Annotated in this window: 17 protein-coding genes and 1 tRNA gene; 5 read left to right on the top strand and 13 right to left on the bottom strand. The window is 40.9% G+C overall.

From position 1 onward, the window contains the following. Nucleotides 1–61: 61 nt before the first annotated feature. Nucleotides 62–2,563 (bottom strand): ABC transporter permease, encoded by a 2,502-nt coding sequence (locus NQT69_RS01050; RefSeq protein ID WP_256825869.1) that lies wholly within the window; start codon nucleotides 2,561–2,563, stop codon nucleotides 62–64. Beyond that, nucleotides 2,553–3,266, bottom strand: coding sequence for an ABC transporter ATP-binding protein (locus NQT69_RS01045; protein WP_256825868.1), 714 nt, complete (start codon nucleotides 3,264–3,266; stop codon nucleotides 2,553–2,555). Before NQT69_RS01045 ends, NQT69_RS01050 begins: the two co-directional genes overlap by 11 nt. Here NQT69_RS01045 and NQT69_RS01040 point away from each other — a divergent pair, their 5' ends adjacent. Both NQT69_RS01040 and NQT69_RS01035 read left to right on the top strand, forming a co-directional pair. Next, nucleotides 3,267–3,887 (top strand): arylesterase, encoded by a 621-nt coding sequence (locus NQT69_RS01040; RefSeq protein ID WP_256825867.1) that lies wholly within the window; start codon nucleotides 3,267–3,269, stop codon nucleotides 3,885–3,887. It abuts the gene before it with no gap. Nucleotides 3,888–3,994: 107 nt separating this feature from the next. Next, a tRNA-Pro gene (locus NQT69_RS01035) sits at nucleotides 3,995–4,071 on the top strand. A gap of 19 nt (nucleotides 4,072–4,090) precedes the next feature. On the opposite strand, the gene NQT69_RS01030 is transcribed toward NQT69_RS01035, so the two are convergent. Then, entirely contained in the window at nucleotides 4,091–4,546 is a 456-nt protein-coding gene (locus tag NQT69_RS01030) for a hypothetical protein (RefSeq protein WP_256825866.1), read from the bottom strand. On the opposite strand from NQT69_RS01030, the gene NQT69_RS01025 reads away from it, so the two are divergent. Continuing rightward, entirely contained in the window at nucleotides 4,531–5,712 is a 1,182-nt protein-coding gene (locus NQT69_RS01025) for a PQQ-dependent sugar dehydrogenase (RefSeq protein ID WP_256826709.1), read from the top strand. The two genes, NQT69_RS01030 and NQT69_RS01025, sit on opposite strands and share 16 nt — an antisense overlap. A 149-nt stretch (nucleotides 5,713–5,861) precedes the next feature. On the opposite strand, the gene NQT69_RS01020 is transcribed toward NQT69_RS01025, so the two are convergent. The 3 genes from NQT69_RS01020 to NQT69_RS01010 form a co-directional block, all read right to left on the bottom strand. Continuing rightward, nucleotides 5,862–6,299 (bottom strand): hypothetical protein, encoded by a 438-nt coding sequence (locus tag NQT69_RS01020; protein ID WP_256825865.1) that lies wholly within the window; start codon nucleotides 6,297–6,299, stop codon nucleotides 5,862–5,864. Then, nucleotides 6,300–6,695: a hypothetical protein gene (locus NQT69_RS01015; protein ID WP_256825864.1), complete on the bottom strand. Its 396-nt coding sequence runs from the start codon at nucleotides 6,693–6,695 to the stop codon at nucleotides 6,300–6,302. It lies immediately after the preceding gene. 432 nt (nucleotides 6,696–7,127) lie between these two features. Continuing rightward, a complete protein-coding gene (locus NQT69_RS01010; protein ID WP_256825863.1) occupies nucleotides 7,128–8,060 on the bottom strand; it encodes a LysR family transcriptional regulator in 933 nt (310 codons plus the stop codon). Between the two features lie 112 nt (nucleotides 8,061–8,172). Here NQT69_RS01010 and NQT69_RS01005 point away from each other — a divergent pair, with 112 nt between their 5' ends. Then, complete coding sequence (locus tag NQT69_RS01005; RefSeq protein ID WP_256825862.1) at nucleotides 8,173–9,285, top strand: VarG family subclass B1-like metallo-beta-lactamase; 1,113 nt, start codon at nucleotides 8,173–8,175, stop codon at nucleotides 9,283–9,285. Between the two features lie 122 nt (nucleotides 9,286–9,407). Here the strand turns inward: NQT69_RS01005 and serS are convergent, their stop codons facing one another. The 6 genes from serS to lrp all read right to left on the bottom strand — a co-directional run bounded on the left by serS (nucleotide 9,408) and on the right by lrp (nucleotide 16,146). Then, on the bottom strand, nucleotides 9,408–10,706 hold the full coding sequence (gene serS / locus NQT69_RS01000; protein ID WP_256825861.1) for a serine--tRNA ligase: 1,299 nt from the start codon (nucleotides 10,704–10,706) through the stop codon (nucleotides 9,408–9,410). An 8-nt stretch (nucleotides 10,707–10,714) separates the two neighbouring features. Then, on the bottom strand, nucleotides 10,715–11,077 hold the full coding sequence (gene crcB, locus NQT69_RS00995) for a fluoride efflux transporter CrcB (protein WP_372822830.1): 363 nt from the start codon (nucleotides 11,075–11,077) through the stop codon (nucleotides 10,715–10,717). Between the two features lie 10 nt (nucleotides 11,078–11,087). Further along, a complete protein-coding gene (locus tag NQT69_RS00990) occupies nucleotides 11,088–12,431 on the bottom strand; it encodes a replication-associated recombination protein A (RefSeq protein WP_256825859.1) in 1,344 nt (447 codons plus the stop codon). Between the two features lie 5 nt (nucleotides 12,432–12,436). Next, complete coding sequence (gene lolA / locus NQT69_RS00985) at nucleotides 12,437–13,063, bottom strand: outer membrane lipoprotein chaperone LolA (RefSeq protein ID WP_256825858.1); 627 nt, start codon at nucleotides 13,061–13,063, stop codon at nucleotides 12,437–12,439. After that, entirely contained in the window at nucleotides 13,064–15,544 is a 2,481-nt protein-coding gene (locus NQT69_RS00980; protein ID WP_256825857.1) for a DNA translocase FtsK, read from the bottom strand. It lies immediately after the preceding gene. A gap of 122 nt (nucleotides 15,545–15,666) precedes the next feature. Beyond that, on the bottom strand, nucleotides 15,667–16,146 hold the full coding sequence (lrp, locus tag NQT69_RS00975) for a leucine-responsive transcriptional regulator Lrp (RefSeq protein ID WP_058558927.1): 480 nt from the start codon (nucleotides 16,144–16,146) through the stop codon (nucleotides 15,667–15,669). 141 nt (nucleotides 16,147–16,287) lie between these two features. On the opposite strand from lrp, the gene ald reads away from it, so the two are divergent. Then, on the top strand, nucleotides 16,288–17,409 hold the full coding sequence (gene ald, locus NQT69_RS00970; RefSeq protein ID WP_256825856.1) for an alanine dehydrogenase: 1,122 nt from the start codon (nucleotides 16,288–16,290) through the stop codon (nucleotides 17,407–17,409). Between the two features lie 64 nt (nucleotides 17,410–17,473). Here the strand turns inward: ald and pssA are convergent, their stop codons facing one another. Further along, the gene (gene pssA / locus NQT69_RS00965) at nucleotides 17,474–18,799 is read right to left on the bottom strand and encodes a CDP-diacylglycerol--serine O-phosphatidyltransferase (RefSeq protein WP_256825855.1); all 1,326 of its coding nucleotides are present in this window, start codon (nucleotides 18,797–18,799) and stop codon (nucleotides 17,474–17,476) included. Nucleotides 18,800–19,017: the final 218 nt, after the last annotated feature.

The following is a 19,017-nucleotide window of genomic DNA, read 5'->3' as shown; positions in this document are numbered from 1 at the left end:
TAAATCAAAAAAATACCCGCAAATGCGGGTACTTCAAATTAATGATAACGTCGATTAAAACTTACGCTAATGAGCGTAGCAAACCTTGCGTGTTTTTGCGCATAGTACGGGCAATCATTAAATAACCTAACGCCGCTACAAATACACCACCTGCAATTGGGCCAATTAGCCAAATATGAGGGTGTAATTTACCTGCCAGTTCAAACATTTCTCTTTGCACAATAAACAGAGCCACGTCGCTTATCAAAGCTGCAACAAACCCTGCAGTAGCCCCGAGCAGTAAAAACTCATACAAAGTGGCATTTTTTATTAACCTGCCTTTCGCACCCAATGTTCGTAAAATAACAATTTCTTGCATACGCTCACCAAGGCTTGCCTGCACTTGCGAGATAAGCACCAGTGCACCACATAAAACAACGATGGCTAATACAAACCCGATTGCGAGCGATACTTGAGATATAGTCGAACGTATTTGCTTAACAAAACTATCAACATCTATTGCATTGATTGTTGGATATGTGCGTAAAAGCTCACTAAAGTCACGTTTTTGCTCAGCTTCAATACGTACCGATGAGATATAGGTTGCAGGAAAGTCTGCCAATACATCTGGACTCAAAATAATAAAAAAGTTAGGTTTTAATGTTGCCCAGTTCACTTTGCGAACGCTGGTGACTTTAGCGTCAAACGATTGAGCGCCAATTAAAAACGTTAACGTATCGCCAAGCTTAATATCAAGTCTATCAAGCATTGATTGTTCAACTGACGCCTCGGCAATTGCCTCGTCAGAAAACCACTGCCCGTCGATAATTTCATTATGAGCAGGCGGCTCTGCGAGCCACGTTAGATTAAGCTCTCGGCCTATACCAGAGCGAGCCTCTTCGTCTTTTTTCTCGTTATCTTCAAGTGAGACTTCGCGAGCAACAAGCTCGCCATTTACCGCATTAACACGACCGCGTATTGTGGGGTAAAATTCTGAAACAAGAATGTCTTTTTGCGCTAAGAACTTATTCACTTCAGGCAACTCAGTTTCAGTTATGTTGACTAAAAAAGCATTGGGTGCATCACTGGGAAGTTGTGACTCCCAATCTGAGATCATGTCATTTTTAAGAACAATCAAAAACAACAGTAATTTGATTGCCAGCGAAAAACTAATTAACTGCACGGCATTGGCATTTGCCCGCTTTTGGATAGATGCAATTGCTAGCGACCAACTGTTACCGGGACGCAGGCCAAGCTTACGACCACCACCAAAAATGAGCCGCGACAAGCCAAATAACAAACCAATTAATACAAGTGTCGAGGCAAATAAAATAGCGGTTATCTTTAAGTTATTACTAAACAGCCACATTAACAAAAACACCGTAACGCCAGACATCGCTAAATGTACTTTACTCACTAATAACTTATCGCCTAAATTACGGCGCAATACCCTTAATGGCGGTATATCGAATAAATCGAGTAACGGTTTAATTGAAAACATCACCGCACAAATTACACCCGTACCGATAGCGACTAACCATGGTTTAATGCTCGCATCAGGCAAAGTGTTATTCATTGATTTAGCTAAATAATCAGTAGCAATACCTTGCAGAGCATAGCCAATTAATAGCCCAATCAAAACTGAGAACACACACACCATAGATAAGTGTAAAAGGTATATTTTACGGATTGTTGCACGGCTACCACCAAGGGTTTTCATCATCGCTACTGGATCATATTGGCGTTCACAATAACGTTTTGCTGATACTGCAATAGCAACAGCCGCTAATATTATGCCTAATAACCCTGCTAATAATAAAAAGCTTTCGGCACGATTTAAGCTCCTAGCAATTGGCGACTGCCTATCTTTAACGCCATACCATTGCTGATTTTCTTTCATCTGAGGTTTTAACCAAGCATAAAAGTCGCTAATGTCACTTTCATCACCAGCGTATAATTGGCGATAATATACTCGGCTGCCGGGTTGGATCACTTGCGTTTTCGCTATATCCGCTTCGTTGAGTAATACGCGTCGGCTACTTGAAAAGATATTGAAAGGCGCATCAGGCTCTTCCACTAATACTTTTTCGATAGTAAATTGCGCAGCTCCCAACTCAACTGAATCGCCTACTTTTACATTTAAAGCATAAAAAACAGACTCACTAAACCAAACATTACCAACACTTGGCCCTTGGGTTGCGACTTCGACATTTGCAGTTAAACTTGATTTAACCTTAAGCTCACCTTTTAACGGATAATGCTCCGACACGGCTTTAACTGAGCTTAATTGCATTTCATCATTAGCAAAAAGCATGGTATCGAAATAAGTCAATGTGGCTGTTTTTAAGTTATAGCTACTTGCTTCGGCTAAGTAGTCGTCAGGTAATGCATGGCTACTTGCCAGTACACGGTCTGCAGCAATAAATGCACTACTCTTTTGTGCAATACTTTGACCGATTCGGTCGGTTACCATAGACAAAGTTAAAACGGTCAATACAGCTAAAGCGATAGCTGCGCAGATCACTGTTAATTCACCGCGACGAAACTCACGGCTAAATAATTTTAACGCTAATTTAGCCCACATTAGCCACATCCTCACTGGTATCTTTTACGAGCTTACCCGCTTCTATTTGCAAAATGTGCTGACATTTTTGGGCGAGCGCATCATCGTGGGTCACTAGAATGAGCGTTGTGCCATGGGACTGGTTTAATTCAAACAGTAGAGATTCAATCATCTTACCGTTTTTGCTATCGAGGTTTGCTGATGGCTCATCAGCGAATAAAATTTTAGGTGTGCCAATAAATGCACGCGCAATGGCAACACGTTGCTGCTCCCCCCCTGACAGCTGAGACGGATAATGCTCTATACGGTGGCTCAAACCTACTTTTTCAAGTAACTCAAGCGCTTGTTGCTTTGCATTTTGCTCCCCTGCAAGCTCAGCAGGAAGCATCACATTCTCAAGGGCAGTCAGGCTTTGCACTAACATAAAAGATTGAAATACAAAACCAACTTTAGAGGCTCTTAGTGCGGCACGCGCTTCTTCGTCTAATGCATGAAGTGGCTCGCCATCTAAAAAGATTTCACCTTCGCTCGATTGGTCAAGCCCTGCCAGTAAACTCAATAATGTTGATTTACCAGACCCAGAAGTGCCCACAACTGCGACTGAATCGCCAGACTTGACATTAAAGCTGATGTCGCTGAGGATGGGCAAATCCCCTTCAAGGGTTGATACTGTTTTCGAAAGACCATTAACCTGAATAATATTTAATTGAGATAGCGCTGACATATGATGTATTCAATCCTACGTTTTATTTTCGTTTTACTGTTAGTAATCAAACCACTTACTGCAGCAGCTGACAACAAAATTTTAATTTTAGGAGACAGTTTAAGTGCCGCCTATGGTTTAAAACAAGAGCAAGGCTGGGTTAAATTGTTACAAGATAAATACGACGCTGAGCAAGTTAATATTCAGCTTGTTAATGCCAGTATCAGTGGTGAAACCACAGGTGGTGCTCTACGTCGCTTAAACAGCCTTCTTAATGAGTTTCAGCCTAGCCATGTACTTATTGAGCTTGGTGGCAATGACGGCCTGCGTGGCTTCCCGATTAAGAAGCTGCAAGACAATTTAACGTCTCTCGTACAAACTAGTAAACAAACGGGTGCACAGGTGGCAATAATGGAAATACATATTCCTCCTAACTATGGCCCACGTTATACAGGCATGTTCACAGAAAGCTTTGCTACCATAGCTAATGAAACAAATAGCTACTTAATGCCGTTTTTTGTACTTAAAGTCGCAACAGATAAAAGCTTGATGCAAAACGACAATATACACCCTAACAAAACAGCCCAACCAATTCTACGAGACGAGATGTATAAATCGATCAATGATTGGTTAAAAGATTAAAATTGTCCTTAGAGCTAAGTATTTACCCTTAGCTCGCTCAATAAACGTTCAAACAAACAAAAGCTTATTGATTTTTCAAAAATATTACGTATATTGCTTTCAAACGTCGGTATGTAGCGCAGCTTGGTAGCGCACTGTCATGGGGTGGCAGGGGTCGAGAGTTCGAATCTCTCCATACCGACCATTTAATCTCCTACTCACCTTTACTTTGCTCCATTTTTACTTATATCCGTGTGAGCTAACATAGCAAAAGCATAGCCACCGATTGCACCAGCTACCAATTGTAAATAGAAGCCCCATCCTCTAGCGCCGGCAATAATGGTAATATTCATAATTGATTCAATCGCTATTAAAACCACAGCAAAAGCGGTGATTCCTGATAAAACAAATAGTTGAATGGCGTATTTATTGTATTTTCTATAAATTAGCCCAGCGACTGAAAATGCGATAGCTAGTGCAACGGCTATTATTGCGCCATAAGTGGGTAGTAGGCCTAACCAATCCTCTAGAGTTAAATTAACGCGATCACTAAAGCCGATCACAACACCTACATTAACTAATTGATTGACAACGTATTGACTATGAAACAAGCTAGCAAGGGTGAATGTTAGTAACCAGGAGGTTAAAAATGAAGGCAATAAACGTGTTAAAAAGCGCATGGTTATCTCAAATTAAAATAAAACCTTTTACTTACACTAGCAAAGGCGTCACTGGTAAACAATCAATCTGTTGTATTACACTATGTTGGCTTTTATCGTTTACAGTACACGCTGGTTCAACATTACCCACAAAACAACACACCATAGCTCCCCTTGCTACTGAGCTTAACTCTCCTTGGAGTATGGTTAAACTCCCTAATTGCACATGGTTAATTACTGAGCGTGACGGCCATGTAGTTATTATAAAAAATAATAAGCAGTCAAGAGTTAAGCTGGCCCTTGATGGCATATACGTTGCCGGCCAAGGGGGGCTGCTCGATATTGTGCTATCCCCTGATTTTAACCAATCAAGTGAAGTTTTTTTCACTTATGCGCAAGGTAATTTAGATGCAAATCGAGTGGTGATTGCTAAAGCGACCTTTAATGGTTCTGACTTTTCTCAACCTAAGGTTGTTTATCAAGTTGCAACGGATAAAGACACCCCTCAGCATTATGCTGGCCGCGCACTAGTACTACCCGATAACACTTTATTATTTTCTAGTGGTGATGGCTTTGATCACCGAGAGCAAGCGCAAGTTATCACCAGTCAACTGGGTAAAACATTACGCATTAATTTAGATGGTAGTGTGCCAAGCGACAACCCATTTATCAAACATAAGAACCTTGCTGCTCAAGCTGTTTTTTCTCTGGGGCACCGCAACCCCCAAGGTTTAGTGTACGATTACGACACCCAGCAAATAGTCAGTCACGAACATGGCCCAGCTGGCGGCGACGAACTTAACTACTTAACTGCAGGCAGCAATTATGGTTGGCCAGTGATAACCTATGGTAAGGATTATTCGCAAGCACGTATTTCCCCCTTCACTGAATATGCTGGGATGAAAAAGCCGACAGTAGATTGGACGCCTTCGATAGCACCATCAGGTATGGCTTATTACGGCTCGAAGCAATCTGCCTTTCCTGCACTGCAAAAGCATGTACTACTCACCACTTTAGTCGACAAAAAACTCTATGCAGTCAATTTAGCTAACGGTAAGTTTAGCCAATCTCATGTATTCCCAGAGATTACTGGGCGTTTGCGGGATGTGTATGTAACAGCAAAAGGAAATATCGGGGTATTAACCGATGGAAAAGACGCAAAGTTATTATTCATTACTCCACAGTGATTAACTTAAATTAAGACGATACCGATTTAACTTGGTCAGTTTCTTCATCATATTTACTGTGGCAGGATAATATTTTATGAATCACAGTAAATCGTTGGGGATAAGTTAAAAAGCGAGCTAGTTGGGAGCAGTGTCATTTTAATTTTTTGCTATATTACGCTTTTACCTAAACCTTTATTTATTTTATGTTGTATGTACACCACATGGAAAATTGATGTGATAAATGGGTTCAACCAAAGTTTGTCTCCTCTATTAGAGCCTGTAATTACATTAATACGATTACGTACCATAATTATCCACGTTACATCAAAAACACTTGAAGCTAAATGAATAGCCATCGAGCTTTTTAAAATTGAAAGATCATGATAATTAACTAAACCATAAATTAAACTGCCAAATGAAATAGTAAATAAAGCAATGGCCGTTGTAATAAACAAGTTAGAGATTTTAAGTTCGGTATGCTGGTTGATTTGGCTTGAAAACCAGTAAAGTTTATATATTAAATATGAACCTATAGTCAGTACGCATAGAACTAAAACCTTCAGCACAGAATCAACTTCAAATATGTCTGTAAGACCTTTTTTCATTTATTCTCCAATGCTTTTACATACACTATAGTTGACACCTTTGCCTACTTCATGTGGCATTTTATCTACCTGAAAATAACCCCAAATAGACAATAATATTAACAAGGCTGGTATTGATAAATGAAATGCCGACTTTAAATCACCTTTCCAGCCTCTGAGAATTTTTGTAGGTTTGTAAACTTTCATTCCCTTGGGCGGAAACTGTTTTTGAGTAATACCTTTATAGCCAATTGGAACAGTAACCACACCAATTATGAAAGCACATAAAAGCGGCATACCTACAAATAACGAATACCACAATACTGAAATTCCAGAATAACCCAGCGGAGAATGACAATGTGCTTTGTCAGCATACCAATAGATAAAAGGAAAAACCCATTTGTTATGAGTGATCATAATAAACAAACCTAGCAACATTGCTAAAAGTATTCTTCTTAATTTTTCTCCTTTAGAGAACTCTTCTGCGTATTCGATAACACTCTCTCCTTGAGTAAAAATTAACGCTTATTGAACACAAGTTTAGGGGGTTATAACACTCCCAAACGGCGTATTTAACCTGCCTTTAATAATTCCACTAAACAACTCCAATGTAAACAAGTAACTACACAGCTTATAAAGCAGCAATTTTAAGCACGCCCTATAGATGAGCTGAAGCTTTAATGCCAAAAGCTTAACCTTCATGTGAACTTGATAAAATCATGGCTAAAGCCTATTCCTACGTGATCGATTTCACACCGAGTTAATTTCACTGCTTGCTAACTGAACCCTTAACAACAAAAAAGCCGCTGTTCGTTACAAACAGCGGCTTCTCTTCTTAAAGCTTAAAACTTACAGCGTTTTATCGATTTCTTCATCCACCATATTTTTTATTTCCTGCCTCACCCACTGGTGGATTGGGCTATTGTGATGAATGAGATGCCAAAATTGTTCAACTTGAAAATCGGCAGTGTAAAACGGTAAATCGGCCACCGTGATGTCATAACGTTTACCTAAGTGAGTGACCAGACGTTTTGGTAAGGTGGCAATCAGATCTGTGTTAATTAATAACTCCGGCACCATCGAAAAATGTGGCAAAGATGCCACTACTTCCCGCTGATAACCCAACCTTTTCAGCTCATGATCCATATCTGTTTTACACAAGCCATTACCAGAAATGATTAAATGTCGGCTTTGGCAATAGCACTCTAACGTCATAGCTTGATTAGCCCATTTATGCTGGCAACACATCACTACAGCATAATTATCATTAAATAAGCGCTGTTTAAACACATTAGTGGGTGTTTCATCTGTGGAATACAACAATAAATCCGCCACCTTTTCCAAGTAGTCATGCAGCGGTATAAATGAATTGTAAGGCACAATTTGTAATTTCAAATTTGGAGCACGCTGTTGAAAACGTGCTAACAATTTCGGCACAATCATCATCATTTCGAAATCCAGCGCCCCTATAGTGAACACGCCTGAGTATTGCATAGGGTCAAATTCATCATCCACCAACATATGCCGAATAGTATTGAGTAATACTTCCAATTCGCTACGAAGGTATTCACCTTTTGCAGTTAAACGGTACTCATTTTTCACCTTTACCAACAATGGATCACCAAATTGCTCACGCAAGCGCATCAGGGCACGGCTCACTGCTGGCTGACTCATGTTTAATGCTTGAGCTGCTTGACTAATATGCTTATGAATCAATACCTTTTCTAAGATCGTTAACAGGTTTAGGTCAATACTTCGTAGATTAATATCAGGTACAACCATGTCATCACTTTATATAGTTATGCGTAAATGATCTACATATTATAACAAACATGCATTTTTGATATGTTTGTTTTTCATTTATCTTTTCTTAACCTTATTGAGGAGAGAAAATATGAAACTATCCATCCTAGCTTTAACCCCTATTGCTGCTGCACTGTTTACATTTAATGTAAGTGCGAAAGGCCATGACCATAATAACCAGCGCGCAATTTTATTCCCTGGTGAAACGGTTCAAATCGAAGTCGAACCATCAGCCAACCAATCACTGAAAATCGGCCAGAAAATCAATAGTCTTTATGAACGCCAGTTTGATGACAGTAAATTCACTATTCAAAAATTGGGCAAAAACACCTACTGGATTGGGGTGAATTATTACAACGCTACCGTTGTGGTTTCTAAAGATTCGGTGTTACTGATTGATCCTCTTGGTGATGGCCGGATTGATGCTCTTTTTCAAGGCATTCAATCCATCACCAATAAGCCGATCTCAGCTATTATGTACTCTCATTACCACCTAGATCATGTCGGTGGTGGTAATCAACTAATTGACTTAATTAAGAAAAATAATCCAAAGGTAGATAAGGTCCGTGTAATTGCTAGTCAAGCCGTTACTGACAAGATCAATCACCACGCTGAACTGGACGAAAGCGGTGTAAGAACCCCTAAAGTCCCTGCACCAAATGAAGTGTACGACTTGAAAAAACCTCAAATAGTCAGATTTGGCTCAATAAAGCTGAAGATGATGGCACCAAAAGGTTCTGGTCATACACCGGATAACACTATGATTCTAATTCGAAACGATCGCGTGCTACATTTCGCTGACATGATTAACCCTGATCAATTGCCATTTTATAATTTTGCGGGAGCAGAAGATTTCAATGGTTATGAAACCGATCTCCAAAATCTTCTGAGTAAACAGTTTAGTAAGCATTGGGACTTTATTAATGGCGGTCATGGCAACATCGGTTCAAAAAAAGACGTAAAAGAACTGCTGCAATACATTGCTGATGTTAGAACTGAAGTCGGTAAACAATTGGAAGTGGCGCCCTACACCCCAATTCTGAGGGACGGTAACCACTTCATTTGGTTTAAACGCTGGCAAGAAGAGATCACTAACAATGTGCATACCGAACTAGCGAACAAATATGGCCACATGTATGGTTTCGATTCAGGTGCGGTTGAAACCCACGCAGCCATGATTTTAGCAGATATAATCGATCATTAATTTCACTCGGATCAAACGGCGCTTAAAGCGCCGATTTTTTTGACCAATAAAAAAGCCGCTGTTTGTTACAAACAGCGGCTTATTTTCTTATAACTTACGGCTTAAACCTTAAAGCTATTACTTTATTTAATCACTTCAAGTCCACCCATGTACGGGCGTAGTACTTCTGGCACAATCACTGAGCCGTCGGCTTGTTGGTAGTTTTCAAATATTGCAACTAGCGTACGGCCAACAGCTAAACCTGAGCCGTTTAATGTATGCAGTAATTCTGGCTTTTTCTCACCAGTACGGCGAAAACGTGCTTGCATACGGCGCGCTTGGAAATCAACCATGTTAGAACATGATGAGATCTCACGGTACGTGTCTTGTGCTGGTAACCATACTTCTAAATCGTAGGTTTTTGCAGAGCCAAAGCCCATGTCGCCCATGCATAAAATCACTTTACGGTACGGTAACTCTAATGCTTGTAAGATTTGCTCAGCGTGACCTGTTAACTCCTCGAGTGCTTGCATTGAATCTTCTGGTTTTACTAGCTGTACAAGCTCTACTTTATCAAACTGGTGCTGACGAATAAGGCCACGGGTATCACGGCCGTAACTGCCCGCTTCACTTCTAAAACACGGCGTGTGCGCAGTTAAACGAATTGGTAAGTCTTTTTCGTCATAGATTTCATCACGGGCACTATTAGTAAGTGGTACTTCTGCTGTTGGAATTAAGCTAAAACCTTCTTGCTCTTCGCCATCATCGTTAACTAGTCCTTTGGTGTGGAATAAGTCTTCAGCGAATTTAGGTAGCTGACCTGTACCATATAGGCTGTCGCGGTTAACTAAATACGGTACGTACATTTCTGTGTAGCCGTTTTTATCAGTGTGCGTGTCTAGCATAAATTGTACTAATGCACGGTGCATGCGTGCAGTCGCACCGCGCATAACTGTAAAACGAGAGCCGGTGATTTTAACACCCATTTCAAAATCTAGGCCGTTTAGGTCTTGTCCTAAATCAACATGGTCTTTCACTGCAAAATCATATTTTTTCGGCTCACCCCATGTTGAAATTTCAACATTTTCAGACTCGTCCGCACCCGCTGGTACTGATTCATCAGGCAAGTTAGGAATAGCAAGCGAGATCTGCTTTAACTGTTCTAAAATTGCATCTTGCTCAGCTTTAACACTATCTAGTTGAGCACCTAAGCTGCTAACTGCATCAAGTAATGGTTGTGCGTCTTCGCCTTTTGCTTTTGCTTGGCCAATCGCTTTGGAGCGGCTGTTACGCTCACTTTGTAATTCTTGTGTTTTTACTTGCAGTGTTTTACGTTTTTCTTCAAGCGCGCTGACAGTCGCAGTATCAAGCTCGTAACCGCGTGCAGCTAAGCGCGCCGCTGTTTGTTCGATATCTTGACGTAATAATTTAGAATCTAACATGTTAGTTTTTAACCTTTTTGCATTACCAGCTGAAGGCCCAGCCAAGCCATAAAAATACACACCGTCACATTCAAGACGATATTGAGGGCCATTTTTAAAAAGTGGCCTTGTTGCAATAGCAACAACGAATCCATTGAAAATGTAGAAAAGGTGGTTAATGCACCTAAAAAGCCAATTCCGATAAGGGATTTAGCGGGGCTGACGGTGATAATTTCGCGCTCTATCAAACCGTATAATACGCCCATCAACAATGAACCAAGAATATTAACCGTCAACGTGCCAAAAGGGAATCCCCTACCCAGCAGTTTTAGCATGGTTTCGCTAATAAAGTAGCGTAAACACGCTCCTGATGCCCCACCCGCTGCAATCATGAGGTAAATCTTAAGTGTTGTCATAGCGCTTTAGCTCACTTTGTTGATCACGTTGTTTTAAGTAATCGAGCTTTTGTTTAATTTTTTGCTCAAGGCCACGCTCGGTAGGAAAATAATACTGAGTGTCGGCAATTGGCTCGGGAAAATAATTTTCGCCTGCTGCAAATGCACCTTCTTCATTATGTGCATAACGATACTCGGCACCATAGCCTAAGTCTTTCATTAGATTGGTAGGCGCATTGCGTAAATGCTCAGGCACAGGGTAACTTGGTTCATTTTGCGCATCAGCCTTGGCTTGATTAAACGCCATATAAACAGCATTACTTTTTGGCGCACTGGCTAAGTATAAAGTCGCTTGGGCAATAGCCCGCTCGCCTTCACTTGGCCCTACACGCTGAAAAATATCCCACGCATTAAGTGCCACTTCCATTGCACGTGGATCAGCATTACCTATGTCTTCTGTGGCAATCGCTAATAAACGCCTTGCTACATAAAGCGGATCGCCACCACCAGCCAGTATTCTACAATACCAATATAAGGCACCATCAGGGGAGCTACCGCGCACTGACTTATGAAACGCAGAGATCAAATCGTAAAACTCATCGCCGCCTTTATCATATTTAGCTAAATGTGTTGGCAGAACTTGGCTCAGGATATGTTCATCCACTAAATATTGGCCGTTGTTCTGTGTAGTTAAATCAATCGCTTGTTCAAGCAAATTAAGGACTTTTCGGGCATCACCGTCACTAGCTTGGCACAATGCTTTTTTTGCATTATCCGCAATTGTAATCGTTTTGCTGCTGAGCTCGTCATCATTTGCCAAGGCGCGCTCTATCACTAAATGTAAATCGGCTTCTTGCAATGATTTAAGTACGTAAACACGGGCACGAGATAAAATAGCGTTATTTAACGCGAATGACGGGTTTTCAGTGGTAGCACCTACAAATATAAAGGTGCCATCTTCAATATGCGGTAAAAAAGCATCTTGCTGAGATTTATTAAAGCGGTGTACTTCATCAACAAATAACAAGGTACGCTGGCCGCGACCTTCAAGGTTATTACGCGCTTCACTCACTGCATCGCGAATATCTTTAATACCGGCGGTTACCGCCGACATTTGTATCAAAGACGCGTCAGCGTGATTCGCTATAATTTGCGCGAGAGTGGTTTTACCCACCCCCGGAGGGCCCCATAAAATAAGACTATGACAGCGCCCTGCTAAAATAGCTTGATACAGTGGTTTGTCTTGGCTTAATAAGTGTTGCTGCCCTATGTATTGCTCAAGGTTCGTTGGTCTCATACGCGCCGCAAGCGGGCGCACATCTGGGCTAAAATTAAAGCCTAAGTTACTCACTGTAATTATTCGCCTTGGCTTTGGTCGTCTATTTCAACGTTTTCAGGAATGGTAAATTCAAAGGTTGCCTTGGCTAATTGTTCATTTACCTTGGTATCACTGAAGATAAAGGTTGATGATTGCCCTGAACTGTCCTTAACCAGTAATTTTTCAAGTCCTGTTTCGCCTTGTGCAAATACAATATCGAGCTGTTCAACTTGGCTTTCAACACCTTTGTTTGGTGTCACGCTAAAGCCCGTATCAGTGGCTTTCACTTGGTACTTTTGCCATTGCGCAGGGTCTTTTGAAGTTAATAACACAAACGGAGTTGAATCAATCAAGCTATGGGTATTCATGATGGTTACTTGCTCAGCAAAACTGTCGAAGTAATAGGTTTTGTCACCATTTGATATAAACAAGGTATCGTCTGGACTGGCTTGTTGCCAGCGGATCATCATAGGTTGTTGTAAGGCAATATTACCTTTACCTTGCATGATTGATTGACCTTGCTCATCGTTTACTTGTTGGACAAACTGCGCTTGAAAGCTTTTCAATTCGGCAAGTTTATCTTGTAGCGCTTGGCTGTCACTGGCAATTGCTGTAGTAGATAAAGCACAACTTACTGCTAGTGCTAAATAGTTAAATTTTTTCATTTAATTTGCTCCACTGTTGGGCACTAAAACATCGCGAGCACCGTTATGTCCTGGTGCACTCACAATACCCGACGTTTCCATTTGCTCTACTAAACGCGCTGCGCGGTTATACCCTACACGCAACTTACGTTGTACACTAGAAACCGACACTTTACCGGTTTCAATCACAAATGATACGGCTTCATCATAAAGCGGATCAGACTCTTCATCCGCGTTTTCACTGGCTTCGCCCGGCAGTAATATTTCTTCTGTGGCATCGCCGTTAAGTATTTCATCTACGTAGTTTGGTTTGCCACGTTTTTTCCAATCATCAACCACCGCATGTACTTCGTGGTCGTCTACAAATGCGCCGTGTACACGCACAGGAACGCTGGTTCCTGGCGGTAAATACAACATGTCACCCATACCAAGTAGGTTTTCTGCACCTTGTTGATCTAATATAGTACGCGAGTCAATTTTACTTGATACCTGAAACGCCATACGCGTTGGTATATTGGCTTTAATTAAACCAGTTATTACATCAACCGATGGGCGCTGCGTTGCCAATACTAAGTGAATACCCGCAGCACGGGCTTTTTGTGCAATACGTGCAATCAGCTCTTCAACTTTTTTACCAACAATCATCATCATGTCGGCAAACTCATCAATCACTACAACGATACTTGGCAGTTTATCAAGCTCATCTGGGCCATCTTTCATGCCGTCAGTGTCTTTAAATAATGGGTCTAGAATTGGATAACCCGCTTCTTTAGCTTCCATTACCTTTTGGTTGTAACCTTTTAAGTTACGTACACCTAACGCTGACATTAACTTGTAACGACGTTCCATCTCGCCCACACACCAACGTAGCGCATTGGCGGCTTCTTTCATATCAGTGACAACTTCACACAATAAATGTGGGATACCTTCGTAGACTGAAAGTTCCAACATTTTCGGGTCAATCATGATCATACGTACGTCATCAGGGCCTGATTTATACAATAAGCTTAATATCATCACATTAACGCCCACTGACTTACCTGAACCCGTTGTACCCGCTACCAGTAAATGTGGCATTTTGCCTAAGTCGGCACAAATTGGCTCACCAGCAATGTCTTTACCTAGCACCATAGTAAGCGGTGATGGGTTTTGCTCAAACTTTGGCGCGTCAATGACTTCTGATAAACGCACTATTTCACGGTGTTTATTTGGCAGCTCAATTCCCACGTAGGTTTTACCAGGGATAACTTCAACAACACGTACGCTCACCGCTGATAATGAACGGGCTAAATCTTTAGCAAGGCCGGTAATTTTAGAGACCTTAATACCCGGTGCTAAATCAAGTTCAAAACGGGTAACTACTGGGCCTGGGTATACCCCGACAACCGCTGCTTGTACGTTAAAATCAAGTAATTTAGTTTCAACTAAACGAGATACAGCTTCAAGCTCTTCAGGCGAAATTGGGTTTTTCGCTTTATCTGGCCTATCGAGTAAATCAAGGGTTGGCAGCGGCGCACTTGGTGGCTGCTCTTCTAATAACTGTTCAAACTTTTCTTTCGCTGTAGGTGGCGGCTGATACGTGCTTTTTGGCTTAGGCATAGGTCTCGCTGGTGAAACAACCGTTGTTACTGGTTTTTCAGGCTCAGCTACATGGCTTTGGTCCAATGCGTTTAATGCCGCAGCGGTATCCATTGGCTCATCGTCAATGGCACTAAAGTTGATTTCTTGATCAAGAATATCATCGAGCTCATCAAAAGCATTATGCTGTGGCTGGCTCTGCATTTGCTCAGCTGCAAAGCCTTCACTTGGCTGTTTATGGCTTGGCTCGTCGTTAAAATCAATAGCACTAGGCTCTGTGATTGGCTCATCTGCAATAGATTGTTTTTCTTCTCGTGTCGCTTCGCGCTCTCGATTTAACCAACTATTAAATTGTGCCACTATGTATTTGTATATACGTACGACCCAATCACCTAAAAAGTCAACAAACTGCACCCAAGACACGCCCGTGAGTAATGTAAGGCCGGCAAAGAAAAAACACAGTAACAATATTGATGTACCGGTGAAGTTAAATGCTGGCATCATTGCTCCAGCAATCACATCTCCTACTACCCCACCCGATGAAAAGTTATAAATATCGTCAAAGTTGATACTACTAATTGCGGTGGCTGAAGTGATAAATAAAGCAAAACCAATTACCCGAAGTGCAAGTGTGGTGTAATCAAGCTGGAAAATCTTATGTGGCTGTTTAAATAATAAATAGCCAAATACTTGAATTGCTGCAGGCACTAAATAAGCTAACCAACCAAAGGTTAGCAATAGAATATCAGCAATCCACGCCCCAGCGGCGCCAGTAATATTATTGACGTTTCTAAATTCACCTGTTTGCGACCATGCAGGATCCGCAGGATCAAAACTAATTAACGCACACAAAATAAATATTGCCGCGAAGCTACTAATGATTAGTCCAGTTTCTAATAGTCTTTGTACACCGTTTAGGCGCATAATTCCCTATTCCTCATTTTTCTTTATTCTCACACTTAGCAGTGGAATACCTTAGCAGGAAATACTTTTTGTTGCACTTTATCTTAACCTTGATGGCCTGATTATGAACGGCTTTTTATGATTTACGCGATATAAGGTCGAATAATAACACCTTGCTCACCTTTTACTTCTTCCATCACCACATAAGTACGGCTTTCACTAACATTTGGCAGCTTTAATAAAATATCGCCTAAAACCCCGCGATACTCAGACATATCATTAACTCGGGTTTTTAGTAAAAAGTCAAAATTGCCCGACACCAAATGACATTCAATAATTTCATCGTGTTTTTTTACCGCCGCGCTAAATTCGTCAAATACATCCGGTGATGTTTTGGTAATGGTCACTTCAACATAAACCGATAAGCCCTGCCCTAACTTAGCGGGGTCTACCACAGCCTTATAGCCAACAATGTAACCTTCGCGCTCAAGCTTTTTTACCCGCTCTAAACAGGGGGTTGCACTGAGGCCAACTCGTCTGGCCAGTTCAACGTTAGAAATACGGCCATCATGCTGTAATTCCATCAATATTTTACGATCAATTCGGTCTAATAATTCATGCATTTCGCCAACTAGTTTTTAACACTGTTTATTTGTCATTTTTAGATTATATCACTATATAATACTTTAAAAAAGGTGAGACACACTGGCTTGTCATGAATATAATAGTGAAAAATTTCATCCCGTTCCAACAAGGCAAAAATTATGATTATTGGTGTACCTAAAGAAATTAAAAACCATGAATACCGTGTAGGTATGGTTCCTGCGAGTGTTCGTGAATTAGTAAATCACGGCCACCAAGTGATTGTTGAAACTGATGCAGGTATGGGCATTGGTTTTACTAATGAAGATTACACCCTTGCAGGTGCTGAAATCTTACCTACAGCTGCTGACGTATTTGCAAAAGCAGAAATGATTGTAAAAGTAAAAGAACCGCAAGCTGTTGAGCGTGCAATGTTACGTGAAGATCAAATTCTTTTCACTTACCTTCACCTTGCACCGGATCTTCCGCAAACTGAAGACCTTGTTAAGAGCAAATCAATCTGTATCGCTTATGAAACAGTGACTGATTCTCGCGGCGGTTTACCACTTCTTGCACCTATGAGTGAAGTAGCTGGTCGTATGTCTATTCAAGCTGGCGCACAAGCACTTGAAAAGTCAAACCATGGTCGTGGCATGTTATTAGGTGGCGTACCAGGTGTTGAGCCAGCTAAAGTAGTTGTAATTGGCGGCGGCATGGTTGGTCGTAGCGCTGCACAAATGGCTGTAGGCCTAGGTGCTGACGTTGTCGTACTTGATCGTAACATCGATGTATTACGTGCTTTAGACGCTCAGTTTGGTAATAAAGTAAAAGCGATTTACTCAACGGCTGATGCACTTGAAAAACACGTACTTGAAGCTGATTTAGTGATTGGTGGCGTACTTATCCCAGGTGCTGCTGCGCCTAAACTAGTTACTGCTGAACACATTAAAGCAATGAAGCCTGGCGCTGCAATTGTTGATGTTGCAATCGACCAAGGTGGTTGTATCGCAACTTCTAAAGCAACCACTCACGCTGATCCAACTTACATCGTTGATGAAGTTGTTCACTACTGTGTTGCTAACATGCCGGGCGCTGTACCGCGTACTTCTACGTTTGCACTTAACAATGCAACACTGCCTTTCATCATTAACCTTGCAAATAAAGGTTATAAGAAAGCACTACTAGATGACGCTAACTTCCTTAAAGGTCTAAACGTAATCAAAGGCCAAGTTACTTATAAAGAAGTTGCTGAAGCGTTCAACATGGAATACGTAGACCCACGTACTGCTGTTGAAAATGCATAATTTGCAACACGCATAAATGAAAAAAGCAGCTAAATTTAGCTGCTTTTTTATTGGTAATTTAAAGTTAGATAAAGCGTTTAATTATAAAATCAACTTTAACCCGTTTAGCCTGCCCTAATAACTTCTTCACCGCTTGCGGATAGTTATCCATGGTTTCTAAATCTTCAGGTCCATTAAGGCGTCTACAGTGCTTAAGGATCTCCGCTTTTTCGTTATCGATAGCGGGCATTAATGATTGTTCAGGATCTTCTAATAAAATACCATTTTCAATATCTAGGCCCCATGCACGTGGGTTTAAATTATGGCCACTGAGTAAATGGTTTTTCCGATCAGAGCAAATGCCTTTTAAATGGAACGAGTTACTATCGTGCTTCCACAAATAGACATTTAGGTTCCCATTCGTTATATGACGTTTTTGCGATTTTAAGAATTTATACAAAATCGTTTCATATAAGTATGGTAGCGCACCTATTTTACTAAATGGCTCGCTCGGCGGTAAATAAAAGTCATTGGCGGTTTTATCACCTACCACAATAGTGACTTGCTTGCCCTGTTTAAGCAAACGCCTTAAGGAGCGCATTAACGGTGCAGGAAAATTAAAGTAAGGTGTATATAACACCAGCTCTTGCTCTGTGGTATCAAACAATGATTTTATAAGTCGATTAAGTTCATTGCTACGACGGCCCAAACCTAAAAACAATCTCACCCCAAGCGGCTGTTTATTTTTATCAACTGCATGGGCGTAATTAGCCTGTTTTAATGAACGCATTAATTGCTTTTGTGCCAGTTTAATATCATTAAACTTAGTTAGTGGACGCGTATCAATACGAGGAACTGCCTCAGAGCTTAGTAATTGCCCTTCAATAAAATCAACAACTGAATTACACAAGGATGCCTGATTCACTAAAAAATAACGGTCAAGACGATAACGTTCGTCATGGTGCAAATACACATTATTTAAACTTGCGCCGCTATAAAGCAATGTATCATCTATAACAAAGCCTTTTAAATGTAGCACGCCAAATAACTCTTTCGCTTTAACCGGCACACCATAAACTGCAACGTTTGATTGGTATTTTTGCTGATAATCACAATATAAGCTAGCGTTGCCATCTGACTTAGCTGCGCCAATTAAGCCACGTTGAGCACGATGAAAATCAACCAACACTTTAATTTCCAGCGCTGGATTAGCTAATGAAGCCTGATGTAGCGCTTCGAGAATTTCGCGCCCTGCTTCGTCGTCTTGTAAATACAGCGCGGTAATATAAATACGTGTTTGTGCGCTTGCAATCAAAGCCAGTAATTGTGTGTGGTACTGTTTTGCATTGGTTAAGACGTTAACGTCTTTTGAAGTCAACCCAAATGCGGGTTTTTCCTGCCAAAATAACATAGTTGCCTATTCACTTAGGTCACCCTATTACAGGGTCACAAATCAAAATTAGTTAAAACATATCAAAAAAACTGAGCTTGGTCATGAATTAACGGTGTCAGTTAGATTAATAATGGCCTAATAGTTCATATATCATACAGAACGGTTGTTTTGTGCAATTCTAGTACACAATATTTGACAGCTTTGCGATTTGCTAAAAAAAATAATCGATAGTTTTA

Source organism: Pseudoalteromonas shioyasakiensis, assembly GCF_024518675.1.
Lineage (GTDB): Bacteria > Pseudomonadota > Gammaproteobacteria > Enterobacterales > Alteromonadaceae > Pseudoalteromonas > Pseudoalteromonas shioyasakiensis_B.
This window is presented reverse-complemented; position numbering and strand designations above follow the sequence as displayed.

Excerpts from the sequence above, each read along its gene's own strand:
- NQT69_RS01050 (WP_256825869.1), bottom strand. The coding sequence starts at position 2,563 with ATGTGGGCTAAATTAGCGTTAAAATTATTTAGCCGTGAGTTTCGTCGC.
- NQT69_RS01045 (WP_256825868.1), bottom strand. The coding sequence starts at position 3,266 with ATGTCAGCGCTATCTCAATTAAATATTATTCAGGTTAATGGTCTTTCG.
- NQT69_RS01040 (WP_256825867.1), top strand. The coding sequence starts at position 3,267 with ATGATGTATTCAATCCTACGTTTTATTTTCGTTTTACTGTTAGTAATC.
- NQT69_RS01030 (WP_256825866.1), bottom strand. The coding sequence starts at position 4,546 with ATGCGCTTTTTAACACGTTTATTGCCTTCATTTTTAACCTCCTGGTTA.
- NQT69_RS01020 (WP_256825865.1), bottom strand. The coding sequence starts at position 6,299 with ATGAAAAAAGGTCTTACAGACATATTTGAAGTTGATTCTGTGCTGAAG.
- NQT69_RS01015 (WP_256825864.1), bottom strand. The coding sequence starts at position 6,695 with ATGATCACTCATAACAAATGGGTTTTTCCTTTTATCTATTGGTATGCT.
- NQT69_RS01010 (WP_256825863.1), bottom strand. The coding sequence starts at position 8,060 with ATGGTTGTACCTGATATTAATCTACGAAGTATTGACCTAAACCTGTTA.
- NQT69_RS01005 (WP_256825862.1), top strand. The coding sequence starts at position 8,173 with ATGAAACTATCCATCCTAGCTTTAACCCCTATTGCTGCTGCACTGTTT.
- serS (WP_256825861.1), bottom strand. The coding sequence starts at position 10,706 with ATGTTAGATTCTAAATTATTACGTCAAGATATCGAACAAACAGCGGCG.
- crcB (WP_372822830.1), bottom strand. The coding sequence starts at position 11,077 with ATGATTGCAGCGGGTGGGGCATCAGGAGCGTGTTTACGCTACTTTATT.
- lolA (WP_256825858.1), bottom strand. The coding sequence starts at position 13,063 with ATGAAAAAATTTAACTATTTAGCACTAGCAGTAAGTTGTGCTTTATCT.
- NQT69_RS00980 (WP_256825857.1), bottom strand. The coding sequence starts at position 15,544 with ATGCGCCTAAACGGTGTACAAAGACTATTAGAAACTGGACTAATCATT.
- lrp (WP_058558927.1), bottom strand. The coding sequence starts at position 16,146 with ATGCATGAATTATTAGACCGAATTGATCGTAAAATATTGATGGAATTA.
- ald (WP_256825856.1), top strand. The coding sequence starts at position 16,288 with ATGATTATTGGTGTACCTAAAGAAATTAAAAACCATGAATACCGTGTA.
- pssA (WP_256825855.1), bottom strand. The coding sequence starts at position 18,799 with ATGTTATTTTGGCAGGAAAAACCCGCATTTGGGTTGACTTCAAAAGAC.